Raw genomic sequence first — 18,357 nt, 5'->3', positions numbered from 1 at the left:
CCGGGGTGGCAGGGTCAGGGGCGGCGAGCGGACAGCGACGGAGGAACCGATGAGTTGGCAATCCCCGGAGCGGTTGTGGCTACTGGCCGGTGTGGCGGCACTGGCCGTCGGATACGTGATCATGCAACGCCGGGGCAGCCGGTACGCGGTGCGCTTCACCAACCTTCGGCTGCTCGACCGGGTGGCTCCCCGGCGACCGGCGTGGCGGCGGCATCTGCCGGCCGGCCTGTTCCTGGCCATGCTGGCCCTGCTGGTGGTCGGGTTCGCCCGCCCGATGGACGAGGTACGGGTGCCCCGCGAACGGGCCACCGTGATGGTGGCGGTGGACGTGTCGACGTCGATGCTCGCCGGCGACGTACGGCCGGACCGGCTCACCGCGGCGAAACGGTCGGCGCACGAGTTCGTCGACACCCTGCCGGCACAGTTCAACGTGGGCCTGGTGGCGTTCGCCGGTAACGCCTCCGTGCTGGTCGGGCCGGGCACCGACCGGGAAGCGCTCGGCGCCGGGATCGACCGGCTGGCCGAGGGGATCACCGGGGCTCAGGGCACCGCGATCGGCGAGGCGATCAAGACCTCGCTGGAGGCGATCCGGTCGTTGGACGCCCGGGCCGCGCAGGAGACGCCACCCGCGCGGATCGTGCTGCTCTCCGACGGGGCGAACACCTCTGGTCGTTCGCCCGAGTCGGCGGCGGCGGAGGCGGTCGAGGCCGGCATTCCGATCGACACCATCTCGGTCGGCACCGACGCCGGATACATCGACTACGGCGGCGGCCGGCCGCTGCGGGTCCCGGTGGACGGCGAGAACCTCAAGGCGGTCGCCGAACTCACCGGCGGTGCCTATCACGAGGCGGCGAGCAGCCGGGAACTCAACGCGGTCTACGCCGACATCGGCACGTCGGTCGGTTACCGGCTGGAGCCGGCCGACGTATCGGCCCGGTTCATCGGGCTCGGGCTGGTCCTGGCCCTGATCGCCGCCGGGACCTCGATGCTGTGGTTCGCCCGCCTGCCTTGACCGGACCGACCTACGTGGAGGACACCATGACCGTGCCTACCGGGCTGGGCGAGCCGCGCGGCCCTTGGTTCGTCTCGCCCGTAACCGATCCGTGGGCGGCGGCCGCCGCCGCGACGGACGGCCCGTCCGGCCCGGACGGTCCGGGTCGTTGGCGGCGCAGGCTGCTGGCCGCCAGCGCGGTCCTGGCGCTGTCGGTGACCTCGGGGGGGCTGGCCGGGGGAGTGGTGGCCGGTTGGGAGAACGGGCCGGCCCGGCTGGCCGCCGGCCTACCGTCGCCGTCTGCGTCGGCCAGCGCCGGGGTGCCGGCGGACCTGGTGGCCGCCGCCGCCCAGGTCCTGCCGGGCGTGGTGTCGGTGCAGATCAGCCGGGGTGCCATGGTCTCCAGCGGCTCGGGCTTCGCGATCGACGACCATCATCACATCATCACCAACGACCATATTCTGGACGGCGACAGCCTACCTGGTACCCCGCTGAACGGTCACCAGGTCAGTGTGGTCGCCCCGGACGGTCGCCGGATCGTGGCCGAGGTGGTGGGGCGGGATCCGGGCAGCGACATCGCCGTACTGCGGGTGTCGCCGTCGGCCGGGCTGCGTCCGTTGGTGCTCGCCCAGACCGGGTCCACCCAGGTCGGCGAGGCGGTGCTGGCGGTCGGGTCCCCACTTGGCCTGTCCGGTACGGTCACGGCCGGTATCGTCAGCGCACTGGACCGCGAGGTCCGGTTGGGCAACGGGGGGCGGCGGACCGCGGTCCAGACCGACGCCTCCATCAATCCGGGTAACTCGGGTGGCCCGTTGGTCAACGCCGACGGCGAGGTGATCGGCGTGAACACCGCGATCGCCACCCTTGAGGGTGCCGGCTCGATCGGGATCGGGTTCGCGATCCCGATCCAGCGGGCCGAACAGGCGGCCGACGAGATCATCCGTCGCGGCGGATGACCCCGTCGGCGGATGACATCGCGGCTGGTGACGCGAGCGCCGGTACTGTCAGGCGATGGCGGCAGGAGACCTCCGGATCACCGACACCGTGGTGATCCCGGCACGCGAGTTGCGGGAGCGGTTCTCCCGGTCCTCGGGGCCGGGCGGCCAGGGGGTCAACACGGCCGATTCCCGGGTGGAGCTGTCCTTCGACGTACGGGCGTCGGCGGCGCTGCCGGACTGGCTTCGGCAACGGGCACTGGACCGGCTGTCCGGGCGGCTGGTCGACGGTGTGTTGACCATCGCGGCGAGCGAGCACCGGGCGCAGTTGGCCAACCGCGCGGCTGCCCGGCAACGGTTGGCCGAGTTGCTCCGGGACGCGGTCGCGCCGCCGGCCGCGCCGCGCCGCCCGACCCGGCCGTCGCGCGCGGCCAAGGAGCGCCGGATCTCGGACAAGAAGCGTCGGGCGCAGACGAAACGGCTACGTCGTGGCGACGACGACTGACGACCGGACGCGACGGGCTCGCCGCACCCGACGCGCTCGGCGCACCTGACATGGTGGACCGCCGGCCGGTCGGTGGTGCGACCGGCCGGCGGTACGGTCAACACCAGCAGGATCCGGCCCAGCTGTCGGTGGACCAGAAGTGCGACCCCCAGTCACCCGGCGTCCACGCGCCGGTCGACCAGAAGTGACTCGACCAGGCGGGATCGACCCAGGAACCCGAGCCGTCCCAGGACGGCGCCGTCCACGTCGCCGGTGCCCAGGTCTTGGTCGCCCAGGAGTTGCCGGTCCAGCCGTCACCGGCCATCCGGTGGCCCATCCACACCCCGCCGTTCCACGCCGTACGGGCGGCGGAGTGCCCGGCCCAGACCGAACTGCTGAACGGGCCGAAAATGCTCGCCTCGCCCTGCAGGGTGACGTTGTTGCGGACCACCCGGCTGGTGCCCCGGGACGCGTCGATCGGTCCGGTGCCGTCCGACCGTGTCCACTGTTGAGCCTGGTAGGCCGGGTTGTGGCTCAGCGCCGCGTGCAGGTTGAGCGTGCGCAGGCCGAGGCTGGCCCGGGGGCCGACCGTCAGATAGGTCCCGCTCTCCACGAGCAGCTGCTTGACCTGGTCGGGGTTGAGCCAGGGGCGGGCCTGCAACAACAACGCGACGGTGGCGGAGGTCACCGCCACCGCCTGAGAGGTGCCGGTGCCCCGGAACAGGGTGGTGCCGACGCGGGCCGAGGGATAGGTGTTGTCGACGTTGGCGCCAGGGTTGCGCAAGGAGATCACCGACTCGCCCGGCGCCAGCAGGTCGACCTGCTTGCCGGCGTTCGAGATGTTGGTGAACGGTGCCAGTTCGTCGTCGGCGGTGGTCACGGTGCCCTTGGTCAGGCTGGCTCCGACGGCGATGACGTACGGGTTGGCCGCCGGATTGTCGAGCCGGCCGAACCCGTTGCCGTCGTTGCCGGCGGCGGCCACCACGACGATACCGGCGTGCCAGGCCTGCTCGACCGCGTAGTGCAGTGGATCGGTCCAGAAAGCCGGATTGCCGGCGCTGCCGTAGGCCAGATTGAGCACCCGGATCGGGTGGGACGGGTCATGGTTGCGGTTGGCGACCACCCAGTCGACGGCCGCGATGACCTGTGAGACGTCGACCGCGCCGTTCGCCGCGCCGACCTTGATCGAGGTCAGTCTCGCGTTGGGGGCCAGGCCCTGGGTCCCACTGGATTGTTCGTTGCCGATCATGATTCCGGCCAGGTGCGTGCCGTGGCCGTAGGTGTCGAGCCACCGGAGGTTGGCCGCCTGCGATTCGAAGGACAGGTCGGGTCCGTTCGTCACTCGCGCGGCCGGCAGCCCCGGCACCGAGACGATCCCCGTGTCGATCATGGCGATACCGATGCCGGTGCCGTCCAGTGTCGCGGTCGTCGCGGTGGCGGCACCGACGATGGCCCGTACGGTGGACAGTGTCGTGCCGTTCCCGGCGCCCGCCGAGCCGTTCCACAGGCTGGCGAAGTCACCCGCCGGAATGCCCGTACGAGGTGCGGGCGGGGCGACCGTGGGGCCGGCCACCCCGATGACCAGGAGCAAGAGGACTGTCGACAGTGCGGCTGCCGCCCAGGGCCGCTGTCGCTGTCGTCGTCCGTTCGGGGCATTGTTGGTTCGCACCGGTATGTTCCTCCTGATTGCTGCAGAGATCGGGTGATCATCGGCCCACCGAAGTGGCGCGACGAATCACACCATGATGGACGTGATTGGTAGCAGAATCCTTGCGGGTGAGTGCGAACATCCTCCTAACGTGTAGGACGTGCGGCGGCCCGGCTGACTCCGAGCCTGGCGGCTTGCCGATAACATCGATTTTTGTGGTGACATAGGTAACGTGCACTGTTAACCACGCCGTCATCTCCGGCTGTTTTCGGCGGGAGGGCCGGCCGGCCGGCGGCGACGAGGGCGTTTGAGGGGTACGACGTGGCGGCGACCGATCCGGTCACGGGGGCCCGCCCGCGCGCCTTCCTGGAGCCCTACCTGCGACGACAGCTCAGCAAGGGCACCGATCCCTGCGGCGTGTTCCTCTTCGACGTCGACTTCTTCAAAACGGTCAACGACGTGTACGGCCACCTGCGGGGCGATCTCGTGCTCCGACAACTCGCCGACCGGGTGCGCGCCATCTGCCGGCCGCAGGACGTCCTGTTCCGCTACGGCGGCGACGAGTTCGTGGTGGTGCTGCCCGACACCGGACGCGCCGAGGCGATCCGGCTGGCCCTGCGCCTCACCGAACGGATCCGTACCACCGAATTTCCCGGCGAACCGCCGCTGCACCTGACGGTCAGCCTCGGCGTGGCGACCGCACCCGAGGACGGCCGTACCCCCATCCACCTGATCGACCACGCCGACCGGCGCAACTACCTGGCCAAACGACGGGGGCGCGACAGCGCGGTCGCCGACGACACCGAGATCACCGAGCGGGACGAATCCCGACTCTGGGAACGCGACGACGCGCTACGCCGTACCCACGAGTTCCTCACCCACCTGCACGTCGTCGGGCGGGGGACACTGCGGATCCGGGGCCAACGCGGCGCCGGGCACACCCGGTTCCTGGCCGAGACGGCCCGACTCGCGGCGCTGCGCGGCTTCGCGGTGGTGACCGTGCCGGCCGCCCCCGAGCCGCTGCCGATGCCGGTCTTCGCCGACCAGGTGCTGCTGATCGCGGACGTGGCCGCCGCCGGACAACTGCCGCATCTGCTCCGCCAGTGGTCGCGTCCCCGGGTCTTGCCGGCCGTACTCGGGCTGGTGCAGGCCACCGTCGACGCCGACCGGCCCGGCCCGCTGCCCGGGTACGACCCACCCGGGCTGCACCTACCAGAACTCGACCAGCTCGAACTGACCCCGTGGTCGCCAGCGACCCTGCGAATCTGGCTGCGGACCACCCTGCGCGGCGAGCCCAGCCGTACGCTGGTGTCCTGGTTCGTCCGGCAGACCGCCGGACTGCCCGCGGCCGTCGCCCGTGAACTCGACCGGGTCCGGGCCCGCCGGGGCCTGGTCGGATCCGGCACCGGCGGCTGGACCCTCGGCCCGGAACTGCTCAGTCGACCGGAACGCCGGGTACGGCTGCCCACCCCGCTGACCGCGCTGGTCGGCCGGGAACATGACGCGGCCCGGGTCGCCCGGCTGCTCGCCAGCGGCCGACTGGTCACCCTGGCCGGGGCGGGCGGGATCGGCAAGACCCGGCTGTCGCTGTCGGTGGCCGCCAGCGTCGCCGACCAGTTCGACGACGGTGTCTACTTCGTCGCGCTGGACCACGCCCGTACCGCCGACGAGGTCGTCGGCGCCATCGCCGCCGCCATCGACATCGCCCGGCAGCCGGGCGACCCGGAGTTGCCCGCGCTGATCGGCCACCTCGGCGAGGCCTGCGTGCTGCTGGTGCTGGACAACCTCGAACAGGTGCTCGCCGCCGGTCCGTACCTGGCGCGGCTGCTGGCCGCCGCCGGAAACCTGCGGATCCTGGCCACCAGCCGGGAACCCCTGGCCATCTACGGCGAACAGGTCTACCGGGTCCCCGCCCTGCCCCTGCCGCAGCTGGTCGACGACCCGGTCGGAGCCGACGCCGTCGCCCGGGCCGTCGCCGACCACCCGGCGATCGCCCTGTTCGACCAGCTGGCTCGCGCGGCGGACGCCGACTTCGAGCTGACCGCGACGTCGCTGCCGGCGGTGGCCGAGATCTGCCGTCGGCTCGACGGCCTGCCACTGGCCATCGAGCTCGCGGCGGCCCGGGTCGACCAGATGAGCCCGCTGACGCTGCTGGCCCGGCTCGGGCCACACCTGGACGTCTTCGGCCCCGGGCCCCGGGACCGGCCGGCCCGCCAGCAGACACTGCGGGGCACCGTCGACTGGAGCTATCAGCTCCTCGGTCCCGACGAGCAGGCGACGTTCACCGCGATGGTGATCTTCACCGGGGGTGCCGACGCCACGGCGGTGGCGGCGGTGATCGACGGCGTCGGCCTGCCGGCGGTGGCGGATGGCGGCGTGGCGGCGGTGATCGACGGCGGTGCGGTCGCCCGGGACGACCCGACGGCGGTGGAGCGCCGCACGACGGTACTGGAGGCACTGGTCCGCAAGAGCCTGCTGGTGGCGGTCCCGGGGACCGCCGGAACCCGCCGGTACGCCATGCTCAACACCATCGCGGCCCGCGCCGGAGAACTGCTGACCGACGGACGGCGGGCCCGCTACCAGCGGAACTTCCTGCACCACTTCGCCGGATACGCCGACCGGGCCGGCCCCGGAATGGCCGGCCCCGATCAGGCTGCCTGGGCCGAGGCGCTCGCAGACGACTACCTCAACCTGCGAGCCGCCCTGGAACAGTCCGTCGCCGCCGGGGAGCTGTCCCTGGCCACCCGGCTCTGCCTCGGGCTGTGGCGACACTGGCGCAACGGCAACCAGATCCGCGACGGCCGCGAGTGGCTCGACCGACTGCTCTCCACCCCGACCGGGCTGCCCGACACCGACCGCCGCCGGCTGCTCTATCCGGCGGCGGTGCTCGCCGCGACCCAGGACGACACGGCGACGGCGACCCGGCTCGGCACCGAATGTCTCACCCTCAACGAACGGTCCGGCGACCAGGAGGGCACCGCTGCGGCCCATAACATCCTCGGCGTCGCGGCGATGCTCGCCGGACGGTACGACGAAGCCGGCGACCATTACCGCTACGGACTGGAGGTCTGGCGGGACCTGGGCGCCAAGTCGGGAATGGCGATGGCGCTCGGCAACCTCGCCAAGATCTGTCTCCGTCTCGGTGACATCACCAACGCCGACTGGCACATCAAGCAGTGCCTGGCCCTGGAACGGGAAGCAGGCAACAGCCGGGGTGTGCTGCTCGGCCTGACCTGCCTGGCCGAGATCCTGCTGGCCCAACCCGACCCGGCGGGCGCCGCCGACGTGGCACGTGAGGCACTCGAACTCGCCAGCGGACTCGGCGATCTGTTCGGCGAGGCGGTCGCCCTACACCACCTCGGCCAGAGTGAACTGGCCGGCGGAAACCGTACCGCCGCGCTGCGGTTGTTCGTCGCGGCGCTGGAACGCCGATTCGAACTCGGCGACCGGGCGGACCTGGCGACCTCGCTGGAGACGGTGGCCGAGGTGATCGTCGTCGACGACCCCGCCCTGACCGTACGGATCCTGGCGGCGGTCGATTCGCTGCGCCGCCGCTACGGCCTGGCGGCCCCACTGGCGGTGCAGACCCGCCGCGACGCGAGTCTCGCCGCCGCGCGACACGTCCTCGGCCCGGTCGACTTCGACGCCGCCTGGCGACTGGGCGGCAGCACCTCGTTGGACCTGGTGGTCGATCAGGCCCTGGACTGCGCCCCGGACGGGCCGCGTGACGCAGCCACGGTGCTAGGGTCCCGGGCGTGACCGAAGCAGCCGTACACATCGTCGTCCAGCCCCGCCTCGACTCTCTCGTCACCGAGCTGCACAGCGAGTCCCAGCGGCTGCGCACCGACTACGCGGGGACGGTCTGGATCGGCGACCGGGCCGCCCCGGACAGCGGCCTGGCCGGCCCCGAATACACCCATCGCACCGTGGACGAGCAGCTGTTCCTGCCGGACACCCACTGGTACGACGTCGACGCCCTCGACGATGTCGAGATCCAGGTGACCGGTGGCCTGCTGCAGGTGGCCCCGACCGCTCGACGAACCCAGGGCCTGGTCGGGGCGTTGGCCGAGCCGGCCGTCGACTTCTTCGAACACCCCGACGGCGACACCGGCGTGGGGATCTGCCTGCACGTACGCGGCGAAATCTGGTCCAACCTCGGGATGTCGTACCGGGTGACCGTGCTGACGCGCCGGGAGGCGCTGCTGCGGGTGGGGGAGAGCGCCGCCGATCTCGCCGACGTCGACGAGGTCGACTGACCGGGCGTACGGTGCGGGTCCCGGGCCGGCCTAGGCTGGTCAGGTGACGGTGACCGTACTGGACCGGACTGCCTGGACCCGCCGTCGGGCGGCACACGAGGCACGGATCGACCAGCTCGTCGGCGCGCATCTCGACCGCCGCAGGCGCGGCGAGGCGCACCCGGTCGCCGACTTCCTCTTCACCTACTACGCCTTCCGCCCGGCGCAACTGCGCCGCTGGCATCCGGGTGCCGGCGTGTGGCTCACCGGGACGGATCCGGGTGAGTGGGGACGCGACTACCACGCCGTCCGCCGAGGTGCCGACGAGCCGGACGCGGTCACCGTCGACACCGCCGGCCTGCTGGCGCGGCGGCGGGAGACGGTGGAGTGGATCCGGCGGGTGCTGGCCGGCACGGCGCGGCGCCCCGGGCACTTCGGCTGTTTCGGGCTGCACGAGTGGGCGATGGTGTACCGGCAGCCGGCCGATCAGGTGCGGCACGACCGGTGGCGGCTGCGGATGGCACCGGAGCGGATCGCCGAGTTCGTCGACAGCCAGCGGATCCGGTGCAGCCACTTCGACGCGTACCGGTTCTTCACCCCGGCGGCCCGCCCACTGAATCTGCTGAGCCCGACCCGGCAGACCCAGCCGGATCAGGAGCAACCGGGATGCCTGCACGCCAACATGGACCTTTACAAGTGGTCCTACCGGCTGAGCCCGCTGGTGCCCGGTGAGCTCGTCGCGGACTGCTTCGAGCTGGCCCGCGACATTCGTGACCTGGACATGCGGGCCAGCCCGTACGACCTGCGTGAGCTGGGCTACCCGCCGGTGCGGATCGAGACCGCCGAAGGGCGGGCCGGCTACGTCGCCGCGCAGCGGGCGTTCGCCGACCGGGCCGCCGTACTGCGTGGTCGGCTCCTGACGGCGGTGGCCGCACTCATCGACAAGACGGTCACGGATCAGACGGTCACGGATCAGACGGTCACGGATCGGCCGGAGCGCACCGGGCGGGCACGCACGGATCGGGCGGAGCTCACCGGCACAGAACGGTGACTCCGGCGGAGAAGGCCCCGCTGCGCAACACCAGCCGGTCTGGAGTGAGTTCGCCGGCGACCGTGAACGCCAGCGGCACGAGCATCCGCCCGTCCGGCGGTACCGGTTCGGTGAAGATGTCCCGGCCGCCGTTCTCCTCCCTGGTCGCCGCCTCGTCCACCCCGACCCAGTCGCCGGTCGGCAAGTACGCCCGCTGCAACGGGCCGTACCACAACTGCTCGGAGCCGCCGGTGTTGCGTACCTCGACCGTGGCCAGGCAGCGACGCTGGTCACCACCAGCCTCGGCGCAGGCCAGTCGGTAGACGACGAACTCGAACGCGCTCTCCGACAGCAACGCGCCGATTCCGCCGGTCTGTGAGTCGCCGATCCAGCCGCTGGGTGCCTGATTGGCCTGGTCAAGGACTTCCGAGCCGTATGTGGCCGCTCGGACCCCGGCCACCCCCAGACCCAGCAGCATGGCGCTGAGCAGTCCGAACACCATCGGCGGGGACGGCCGCCACCGCTGCGTCGCCGGCGGCTCGGGAGAAGACAGTGCGCGGGTCGACATTGACGGCGGCCGGACCCGTCGACCGGCCGGAGTGAGCGTGCGTCGCCGACGGACCTGATGCTCCCGCAGCCGGCGCCGCCAGCCGTAGCCGATCATCGCCACCAGGGTCAGCGCGGCGAGACCGCCGATCAGGGTCAGCGACGGTCGCTGCCACCAGGGGTCGCTCGCCTCCAGCCCCGCTGTGGGGATCCATTCGTCGGCCGCGCAGTCGTACGGCCGCGCGGTGTCCGGCTCGTAGGCGCAGACCGGGAAGGTCTGCGGCGTGCCGGAACCCCCGGGCCGGAACGACGCGTTGACGGTGGCCGCTCCGCTGGCGGGCAGCGGCAGCCGCCAGGTGATCTCGGACTCGTCGACCTGTCCGCCGGAGCTGACGGTGGCCGCCGCGGTGTCCGACGGGATGCCCAGCCGTAGGGTCACCTCGACCGGTGCGACCGTGTGGTTCAGGGCTTCGATCCGGTAAGTCGGCGCGCTCTGTCCGACGTCGTCGATCCGGACCGCGATCAGTTCCCCGTCCTGCGCCGCCGGCTCCCCGTCCTGCGCCGAGGCGGCCGGTGCCCACCCGATGGCCAGGCTCGTCAGGCCGGCCAGTAGCGCGCTCGTTACGAGCATCCGTTCCCACGGTGACATCAGCATCACGTTCCCCGCCCCCGATCCGAACGGTAGGGCGGTGCTGGCCGCCTGTACGACAGAAGCCGGTTCTGCTCCCGGATCCGGTGACCGCTGCTAGGCTCGCCCGCCCTGCCGTAGATTGACCTGGTGCGTATCGCTCGTTTCGCCCATGGCAAGGGCATGTCGTTCGGGGTCGTCGAAGGTGAACCGGGGGTGGGGCCGGAGGGCCTGACGGTTGCCGAGGTGGACGGTCACCCGTTCGGCAAGCTGACCTTCACTTCCCAGCGCTGGGCGCTGGCCGACGTCCGGTTGTTGTCACCGATCCTGCCGAGCAAGGTGGTGTGCGTGGGGCGTAACTACGCCGATCACGCCGCCGAGCACGGGGCCGAGGTGCCGGCCGAACCGTTGCTGTTCCTCAAGCCGTCGACCTCGGTGATCGGGCCACGGGACGCCATCCGGCTGCCCACCCAGTCGAAGCAGGTCGAGCACGAGGCCGAGCTCGCGGTCGTGATCGGGCCGCCGGGTGCCCGTCGGGCCGACCGGGCGGCCGCCGAACGGGCCATCTTCGGCTACACCTGCGGCAACGACGTCACCGCCCGGGACCTGCAGCGCACCGACGGCCAGTGGACCCGGGCGAAGGGTTTCGACTCGTTCTGCCCGCTGGGGCCGTGGATCGTCACCGGGCTGGACGTGTCGGACCTGGAGGTCCGCTGCGAGGTGGGCACCAACCCCGACCAGATGGAGGTACGGCAGCTCGGCCGGACCAAACAGATGGTGTTCGACGTGCCGACACTGGTCTCGTACGTGTCCCACGTGATGACGCTGCTGCCGGGAGACGTCATCCTGACCGGCACGCCGGCCGGGGTGAGTGAAATCACTGCCGGGGACACCGTGGCGGTGCGGGTCGAGGGCATCGGCGAGCTTGCCAACCCGGTGGTCGCGGTCGACTGATCCTGTCGGTGACGCCCGGCGGCGGTACGGCCTCGCGTCGGTGGACAGCCGGCGGTACGGCCTCGCCGCCGGGGTCCGTCGAGCTGGGCTGCGGGAATCCGCTGCGGTAACCCGATTTGGCGCGCACCATGGGGTCAGGTAGAGTTCTGTCCCGGTGCGGCAAGCACCGATGGGGTATGGGGTAATTGGCAGCCCGACTGATTCTGGTTCAGTTAGTCTAGGTTCGAGTCCTGGTACCCCAGCTTCCGACACCAGTTGGTGTCGGGGTGCTGGTCTCTGTTAGAGTTCGGCACCGTTGTCCGAAAGGGCAAAGCGGTTGCACCACAGCGGTTCTGGCCCCGTCGTCTAGCGGCCCAGGACGCCGCCCTCTCAAGGCGGTAGCGCCGGTTCGAATCCGGTCGGGGCTACGCAGTCCTGACAAGGCACCCTCGTTCGAGGGTGCCTTGTTTGGTTGGTGCCGGTCGACGTGCGGGTCGGATCCGCGTCGACGGCCTATCTGCCATTGTGCCCGGATGTGCGGGCTCGCGGGCGGTTTTCGAGTACATCGCGGCGGATGGCGTAGCGGGCCGGAGTGTCGGCGCCGCCCAGCGCGTGATCCCCAGAGGTCGCACAGCCGTTGTCAGCGGCCGCACAGCCGTTGTCAGAGGCCGGACAGCCGTTGTCAGAGGCCGGACAGCCGTTGTCCGGCCCGGACGACGGCCATCGCGTGCCGTTCGCCGGGGCGCCGGCCGAGGCGCTCGATCGGGCCGGACACGCTGACGGAGGCGATCACCCGGCCGGTGCGGTCACGGATCGGCGCGGAGACGCTGGCCACTCCGGCTTCCCGCTCGGCGACGCTCTGCGCCCAGCCTCGGCGGCGGACCTCGGCCAGGGTGCGGCCGGTGAACTTGCAGCGGGGCAGCAGCGGCATGACCGCCTCGGGTGGCTCCCAGGCGAGCAGGATCTGGGCGGCGGATCCGGCGGTCATCGGCAGCACCGAGCCGACCGGCACGGTGTCGCGCAGCCCACTGGCCCGTTCGGCGGCGGCGACGCAGATCCGTTCGTCGGCGCGGCGCAGGTAGAGCTGGGCGCTTTCGCCGGTGGCGTCGCGCAGCGCGGCCAGCAGCGGCTCGGCGGCGGTGAGTAGGACGTCAGGGGCGGCGTTGGCCAACTCACCCAGTCGCGGGCCGGGTCGCCAGCGTCCCTGGGTGTCCCGGACCAGCATCCGGTGGATCTCCAGGGCCTGGGCCAACCGGTGCGCGGTGGCTCTGGGTAGCTTGGTCCGTTCGACGAGCTCGGCCAGGCTGGCGCCGTCGACGCAGGCCGCGAGGATGACCACCGCCTTGTCGAGAACGCCGACACCGCTCATACTGTGTCCCACAAGCCGAAACATACCTCCCAGAATTTAGGATGTCCAGATGGTGGGAGTCACTTCGAAGCCGTCATCGCCCAGAACCCTGGCCGAGAAGGTCTGGGACGCTCATGTGGTGCGATCCGCCGAGGGTGAGCCGGACCTGCTCTACATCGACCTGCACCTGTTGCACGAGGTGACCAGCCCGCAGGCCTTCGACGGGCTGCGGATGGCCGGCCGGCCGGTACGCCGTACCGACCTCACCCTCGCCACCGAGGATCACAACACCCCGACCGGGTACGCCGACCCGGCGTTCAGCCGTCGCCGGGGTGACCTGCTGACCATCGCCGACCCGACCTCGCGTACGCAGATCGAGACGCTGCGGCGCAACTGCGCCGAGTTCGGCGTCAAGCTGCACGCCCTCGGTGACGACAACCAGGGCATCGTGCACGTCATCGGCCCGCAGCTGGGGCTGACCCAGCCGGGCATGACGATCGTCTGTGGCGACTCGCACACCGCCACCCACGGTGCCTTCGGTGCCCTCGCCTTCGGCATCGGCACCAGCGAGGTGGAGCACGTGCTGGCCACCCAGACGCTGCCGCAGACCCGGCCCAAGACGATGGCGGTCACCGTCGTCGGTGAACTCGGCCCCGGGGTCACCGCCAAGGACCTGGTCCTGGCCCTGATCACCCAGGTCGGTACGGGCGGCGGGCGCGGCCACATCGTCGAGTACCGGGGTGAGGCGATCCGCAAGCTCTCCATGGAGGGCCGGATGACGGTGGCGAACATGTCCATCGAGTGGGGTGCCAAGGCCGGCATGGTCGCACCGGACGAGACCACCTTCGCCTACCTCAAGGGCCGGCCCAACGCGCCGCAGGGCGCCGACTGGGACGCCGCGGTGGCGTACTGGTCCAGCCTGGTCACCGACGAGGGCGCGACCTTCGACGCCGAGGTGATCCTGGACGCCGCCGCGATCACGCCCTTCGTCACCTGGGGCACCAACCCGGGGCAGGGCGCGGCGTTGAGCGAAACGGTGCCGGATCCGGAACGGTTCGACACCGACGCGGAGCGGGTCGCCGCCCGCCGGGCTCTGGAGTACATGGACCTGCGCCCCGGTACGGCGTTGCGTGACGTCGCCGTCGACGTGGTCTTCGTCGGTTCCTGCACCAACGGCCGGCTGGAGGACCTGCGCGCCGCCGCCGAGGTGCTGCGCGGACGCAAGGTCGCCGACGGCGTACGGATGCTGGTGGTGCCCGGGTCGGCAAAGGTCCGGGAGGCCGCCGAGAACGAAGGGCTGGACAAAGTCTTCGCCGACGCCGGTGCCGAGTGGCGGTTCGCCGGCTGCTCGATGTGTCTGGGCATGAACCCGGACACCCTGAAGCCGGGTGAACGGTCCGCCTCGACCTCCAACCGCAACTTCGAGGGCCGGCAGGGCAAGGGCGGACGTACCCATCTGGTGTCTCCGCCGGTGGCCGCCGCCACCGCCGTGCTGGGCCGGCTGGCCGCCCCGGCGGACCTCAACTGAGAACGGGATCACCGACATGGACAAGTTCACCGTGCACACCGGGACCGCCGTCCCGTTGCGTCGTTCCAACGTGGATACCGACCAGATCATCCCGGCCGTGTATCTGAAGCGGGTGACCCGGACGGGCTTCGCCGACGGTCTGTTCAACGCGTGGCGCGAGGACCCGGAATTCGTTCTGAACAATCCTTCGTATTCGGGTGCCTCGATTCTTGTCGCCGGCCCCGAGTTCGGCACCGGGTCATCGCGTGAACACGCGGTGTGGGCTCTGCGGGACTGGGGCTTCCGAGCTGTGCTGTCTCCGCGCTTCGGCGACATCTTCCGGGGCAACGCGCTCAAGGAAGGGCTGCTCCCCGTCGAGCTGGAATTGCCGGCCATTGAGCAATTGTGGTCGCTCGTCGAGGCCGACCCGACCGCCGAGGTGACCGTCGACCTCACCACCCGCGAGGTCAGAGCGGGCGGTACGGCATGGTCGTTCCCGATCGACGACTTCAGCCGCTGGCGGCTCATTGAAGGATTGGACGACATTGGACTGACCCTGCGTCACGAGTCGGCTATCACCGAGTACGAGCAGGGCCGGCTACCGTTCAAGCCAGTGGTCGCATAGCGCCGATCTGGGTGGTCGCATAGCGCCGATCCGGCCCGCTCCGCGACGTCACAGGCCCAGGATTTCGCCCCCATCCGGTGCCCCGTCACCCGTACGGCTATGCCATCCGGGTGGTTCCGGCCACCGGATGGGGGCGAATCCGTTACGACACAAGGACTTTTTTCCCGTAGATGTTTGTGTCCTGCCGGCACAGGGCATACCGTGCGCGCAGAATGGCTCGTGGAGTCCAGTTGCACATACGGGAGGGAACTCGTGAACAAGGCAGAGCTCATCGACGCGCTCGCTGCTCGCCTGGGGGACCGTAAGACCGCGACGACCGCGCTCGACGCGGTCCTCGCTGAGGTTCAGGCCGCGGTGACCAAGGGCGACCGGGTGGGTATCACCGGTTTCGGAGTGTTCGAGAAGCGCGTCCGAGCGGCTCGAACAGCGCGTAACCCGCGTACCGGCGAGTCGGTGAAGGTCAAGAAGACATCCGTGCCGGTCTTCCGGCCCGGTGCCGGCTTCAAGGACATGGTGGCCAGCGGCAAGGCTCCCAAGGCCACTGCGGCCAAGTCGGCGACGGCGGCCAAGTCCACGGCGGCCAAGTCGACCACGTCGCGGGCGACGGCGGCCAAATCCACCGCCGCCAAGTCGACCACGGCCAAGGCCACCGGGGCCGCCAAGTCCACGGCGGCCAAGTCGACCGCCACCAAGGCGCCGGCGAAGCGGGCCAGCACCAGCGCGGCCAAGAAGACCACGGCGACCAAGTCGGCTCCGGCCACGGCCGCCAAGAAGTCGGCGGCCAAGAAGACGACGGCGACCAAGTCGACCGCGACCAAGTCGGCGGCGAAGTCGACCGCCGCCAAGAAGGCCCCGGCGAAGAAGTCGGCGGCCCGCAAAACCACCCGCTGACCGGCCCTCGCAACGACGCGACGGCACATCAGCGCGAAGACGCCCACCAGAACCCCGGTGGGCGTCTTCGCGTCTGTGGATCCCGTTGCCCGGTGCGGCTGCGCCTGCTGCGGTGCGCCTGCTGCGGTGCGGCTACAACTGGTCGGCGCCGACGAACCGGTCGCCGGCGAAGGCGAGCAGCCACCCGCCGCCCTTGGCCGTCCGGTAGTCGGCCGACGCCCGGCGACTCAACAACGTCAGCGCGGCCGGGATCACCTTGCCTTGACTGCACACCGTCGCCCCGACGCCGTCGGCGGCCAATTCGCACAGTCGCGCCGCCGCCGCCAACGCCCGCTCGTCGGCGTTCTGCCCGGCCGCCGGCTCGTCGAACGTCGAGTCCACCTCGATCGCCACATCGACCGCCTCGGCCAACGGAGCCACCGTCTGCACGCACCGCCGGGGCGAGGCGGACAGCACTCGTCGCGGCGCGGTCAACGCCAGCAGGCCGGCCAACGCCTGCGCCTGACGCAGCCCGGCGGTGTCCAACGGGCGGGCGGTGTCCGGACCCGGCCAGGTGTCCCGGCTGCCGGCGTGGGCGTGCCGGACCAGCGTCAACACCGCCGTCACCGGCGGTACGGCGGCGAACGACCGCAGCACCCCGACGTCGTGCCGGTAGGTCAGCCGCCGCTGGGCCTGCGTCAGCGGCAGCCACACCAGCTCGTCCACCTCGTCGGCGGCCTCGTCCGGCACCGGCCCGACCGCCGACTCCACGGCCCGCATCGACCAGTAGTCCACCGCCTTGAGGTTGCCGTCAGGCATCGTGTAGCGGATCGACGGCAGGCGTACCTGCGGCACCGCCCGGATCCCGGTCTCCTCGCCGACTTCGCGCACCGCCGCCGCCAGTGGATGCTCGGCCGGCTCCAGTTTGCCCTTCGGCAACGACCAGTCGTCGTGCCGGGGCCGGTGCACCAGACACACCTCGACGGCGCCGGTGTCGCCCGTCCGCCACACCACCCCGCCGGCGGCGCGGACCTCGGTCACGGCAGCCATCGGGTCCGCCGACGCGCCGACGCCCGTTCCCAGGCGGCGGGGAAGCCGGCCCGAGCGGCCCGTACGGCGGCCCGTTCCCGTTCCACCAGCCGCCCGGCGGTGACCGCCAGCTCGTGGTCGTCGGGCCGCTCGTCCGCGATCTCCTGCCAGGTCTGGGCGGCCACGGCCGCGTCCTGGTGCTCGCCGAGCAGGTTCTGCACCTTGGACAGCGCCTTTGCCAGTTTGGCCGCGTCACCGCCGAGCACCGGCGCGACGGCGTCCACCGCGTACCGGGCCTTCTTGCCGTTGATCCGCACCGCGTGCCAGCGGTCGTCGGGCGCGTCGGCGGTCAGGTCGGCGGCCCCGTCCACCCCGTCGCCGCCGTACGCCAGCCGCCGCCAGGGCTTGGCCACCAGGCGGGGCAGGACCTCGACGGCCGGGCCGCGCGCCGCCCCGGTCAGCTGCGGCTCGCGGGCCGCCAGCACCAGGGTTTCCACCAGGGCAACGTACCGCTCGGACCGCAGCGCCGCGTCCACCTCGGCCAGTGCCGCGTCGTGCCGCGCGGCCAGGGCCTCGTCGATCCGGGTGACCGCCGCCTCCGGCAGCGGCGCCAACGGGTCGGCGTCGGCGGTCCGGCGCAGCCGGTCCCGCAGCACCTCCGCGTCGCGGGCCCCGCCCAGCACCCCGGCCACCCACTTCAGCTCGTCGCGGATGGACGCGGCCCAGTCGCTGCGGACCAACGCGCGGAAGGTCCGTAGGTCGCTGCGCAGCCGCCGGCAACCGACCCGCATCTGGTGTACGGCGGTGTCGTCGTCGCCGACCGGCGCGTGCAGCCGTACCAGCGGGTCGTGGGCGAGGATCCGGGCGATGTCGTCGCGGATGGCCCGGGTGACCACGTCGGCGGCGGACGGCTCCGCCGGCAGCTCGTCGACCGCCGCCAGCTCCGGCGGTCCGGCCGCGGCGGCACCGAGCGCCCGTACGTGCTTCGGGGTGAACCCGCCGGCGGTCGCCCCGGCCGCGACGAGCTCGGCCTCCACCCGGTCGAGCAGGTCCCGGTCGCCGGTCTTGAACTCGACCTCGACCTCGCGGAACGTCGACCGGACCTTCTTGCCGTCCAGCACCGACACCGCGTCGTCGGCCAGCTCCACCAGCAGCGCGTCGTCGGCGTCGCGAACCTCCAGCACCTGCCGTACGGTGCGCACCGTCGCGGCCGGCGTCAACGGCACCCCCCGCGAGTACGCGGTGACCAGCCAGACGAGGTCCTCCGGCGGTTTGCCGCGCTTACCCGACCGGCTGATCTCGTGCCGTACGCCCGGAGCGTCGGCCGGCAGCTTCACCGTCCACGGCTGCGCGTCGCCGACCCGGTACCGCAACGAGACCCCGGCGCGGGCCAGCCGCAGATCGGGGGTGTCGTAGTAGGTGGCGGTCAGCTTGACCGCCGGCAGCTCCATCAGCCGGCCGCCGTCCGGCAGACACCCGGACAGGTCGGGCACGGCGAAACCCGGGTCGACCTCGTACTTGCGTTCCTCCTCCACCATCGGGCCAGCC

At 71.6% G+C, this 18,357-nt stretch carries 15 protein-coding genes and 2 tRNA genes; 12 read left to right on the top strand and 5 right to left on the bottom strand.

The annotated features are described in order from the left end of the window. Positions 1 to 49: 49 nt before the first annotated feature. From O7632_RS24750 to arfB, 3 genes are read left to right on the top strand one after another with little or no spacing between them, the layout of a single operon-like run. Entirely contained in the window at positions 50 to 1,012 is a 963-nt protein-coding gene (locus O7632_RS24750) for a VWA domain-containing protein (protein WP_278117635.1), read from the top strand. Between the two features lie 26 nt (positions 1,013 to 1,038). Next, the gene (locus tag O7632_RS24745; protein WP_278117633.1) at positions 1,039 to 1,947 is read left to right on the top strand and encodes a trypsin-like peptidase domain-containing protein; all 909 of its coding nucleotides are present in this window, start codon (positions 1,039 to 1,041) and stop codon (positions 1,945 to 1,947) included. A gap of 55 nt (positions 1,948 to 2,002) precedes the next feature. After that, positions 2,003 to 2,431: an alternative ribosome rescue aminoacyl-tRNA hydrolase ArfB gene (gene arfB, locus O7632_RS24740; protein WP_278117632.1), complete on the top strand. Its 429-nt coding sequence runs from the start codon at positions 2,003 to 2,005 to the stop codon at positions 2,429 to 2,431. Between the two features lie 97 nt (positions 2,432 to 2,528). On the opposite strand, the gene O7632_RS24735 is transcribed toward arfB, so the two are convergent. Next, positions 2,529 to 4,079: a S8 family serine peptidase gene (locus tag O7632_RS24735; protein WP_278117630.1), complete on the bottom strand. Its 1,551-nt coding sequence runs from the start codon at positions 4,077 to 4,079 to the stop codon at positions 2,529 to 2,531. 300 nt (positions 4,080 to 4,379) lie between these two features. On the opposite strand from O7632_RS24735, the gene O7632_RS24730 reads away from it, so the two are divergent. The 3 genes from O7632_RS24730 to O7632_RS24720 are packed head-to-tail and all read left to right on the top strand — an operon-like array spanning position 4,380 to position 9,344. Next, entirely contained in the window at positions 4,380 to 7,817 is a 3,438-nt protein-coding gene (locus O7632_RS24730) for a diguanylate cyclase (protein ID WP_278117629.1), read from the top strand. Then, positions 7,814 to 8,314 carry a hypothetical protein gene (locus tag O7632_RS24725; protein WP_278117628.1) on the top strand — a complete coding sequence of 167 codons (501 nt, stop codon included), beginning with the start codon at positions 7,814 to 7,816 and terminating at the stop codon, positions 8,312 to 8,314. The genes O7632_RS24730 and O7632_RS24725 overlap by 4 nt, the downstream gene beginning before the upstream one ends. A 43-nt stretch (positions 8,315 to 8,357) precedes the next feature. Next, positions 8,358 to 9,344, top strand: coding sequence for a 3-methyladenine DNA glycosylase (locus O7632_RS24720; RefSeq protein ID WP_278117627.1), 987 nt, complete (start codon positions 8,358 to 8,360; stop codon positions 9,342 to 9,344). On the opposite strand, the gene O7632_RS24715 is transcribed toward O7632_RS24720, so the two are convergent. Beyond that, entirely contained in the window at positions 9,325 to 10,500 is a 1,176-nt protein-coding gene (locus O7632_RS24715) for a hypothetical protein (RefSeq protein WP_278117626.1), read from the bottom strand. The genes O7632_RS24720 and O7632_RS24715 overlap by 20 nt on opposite strands. A 147-nt stretch (positions 10,501 to 10,647) precedes the next feature. On the opposite strand from O7632_RS24715, the gene O7632_RS24710 reads away from it, so the two are divergent. The 3 genes from O7632_RS24710 to O7632_RS24700 all read left to right on the top strand — a co-directional run bounded on the left by O7632_RS24710 (position 10,648) and on the right by O7632_RS24700 (position 11,858). After that, positions 10,648 to 11,451: a fumarylacetoacetate hydrolase family protein gene (locus O7632_RS24710; protein ID WP_278117624.1), complete on the top strand. Its 804-nt coding sequence runs from the start codon at positions 10,648 to 10,650 to the stop codon at positions 11,449 to 11,451. A gap of 170 nt (positions 11,452 to 11,621) precedes the next feature. After that, positions 11,622 to 11,693 (top strand) — tRNA-Gln (locus O7632_RS24705). A 92-nt stretch (positions 11,694 to 11,785) separates the two neighbouring features. Then, positions 11,786 to 11,858: transfer RNA gene (locus O7632_RS24700), tRNA-Glu, on the top strand. Between the two features lie 254 nt (positions 11,859 to 12,112). Here the strand turns inward: O7632_RS24700 and O7632_RS24695 are convergent. Further along, entirely contained in the window at positions 12,113 to 12,799 is a 687-nt protein-coding gene (locus O7632_RS24695) for an IclR family transcriptional regulator (protein ID WP_278117622.1), read from the bottom strand. 49 nt (positions 12,800 to 12,848) lie between these two features. Between O7632_RS24695 and leuC the strand changes: the two genes are divergently transcribed. The 3 genes from leuC (at position 12,849) to O7632_RS24680 (ending at position 15,801) form a co-directional block, all read left to right on the top strand. Next, entirely contained in the window at positions 12,849 to 14,306 is a 1,458-nt protein-coding gene (gene leuC / locus O7632_RS24690; RefSeq protein WP_278117620.1) for a 3-isopropylmalate dehydratase large subunit, read from the top strand. Between the two features lie 16 nt (positions 14,307 to 14,322). Beyond that, on the top strand, positions 14,323 to 14,910 hold the full coding sequence (gene leuD / locus O7632_RS24685; RefSeq protein ID WP_278117618.1) for a 3-isopropylmalate dehydratase small subunit: 588 nt from the start codon (positions 14,323 to 14,325) through the stop codon (positions 14,908 to 14,910). 252 nt (positions 14,911 to 15,162) lie between these two features. Then, entirely contained in the window at positions 15,163 to 15,801 is a 639-nt protein-coding gene (locus O7632_RS24680) for an HU family DNA-binding protein (protein WP_278117616.1), read from the top strand. A 132-nt stretch (positions 15,802 to 15,933) separates the two neighbouring features. Here the strand turns inward: O7632_RS24680 and O7632_RS24675 are convergent, their stop codons facing one another. Together O7632_RS24675 and O7632_RS24670 are read right to left on the bottom strand one after the other, a co-directional pair. Continuing rightward, a complete protein-coding gene (locus O7632_RS24675; protein ID WP_278117614.1) occupies positions 15,934 to 16,830 on the bottom strand; it encodes an NUDIX hydrolase in 897 nt (298 codons plus the stop codon). After that, positions 16,818 to 18,347, bottom strand: a complete 1,530-nt coding sequence (locus O7632_RS24670; RefSeq protein ID WP_278117612.1) for a CYTH and CHAD domain-containing protein — start codon at positions 18,345 to 18,347, stop codon at positions 16,818 to 16,820. Before O7632_RS24670 ends, O7632_RS24675 begins: the two co-directional genes overlap by 13 nt. Positions 18,348 to 18,357: the final 10 nt, after the last annotated feature.

This window comes from Solwaraspora sp. WMMD406 (genome assembly GCF_029626025.1).
Lineage (GTDB): Bacteria > Actinomycetota > Actinomycetes > Mycobacteriales > Micromonosporaceae > Micromonospora_E.
The sequence above is the reverse complement of the archived record's forward strand: the minus strand, read 5'-3'. Positions and strand labels throughout refer to the sequence as shown.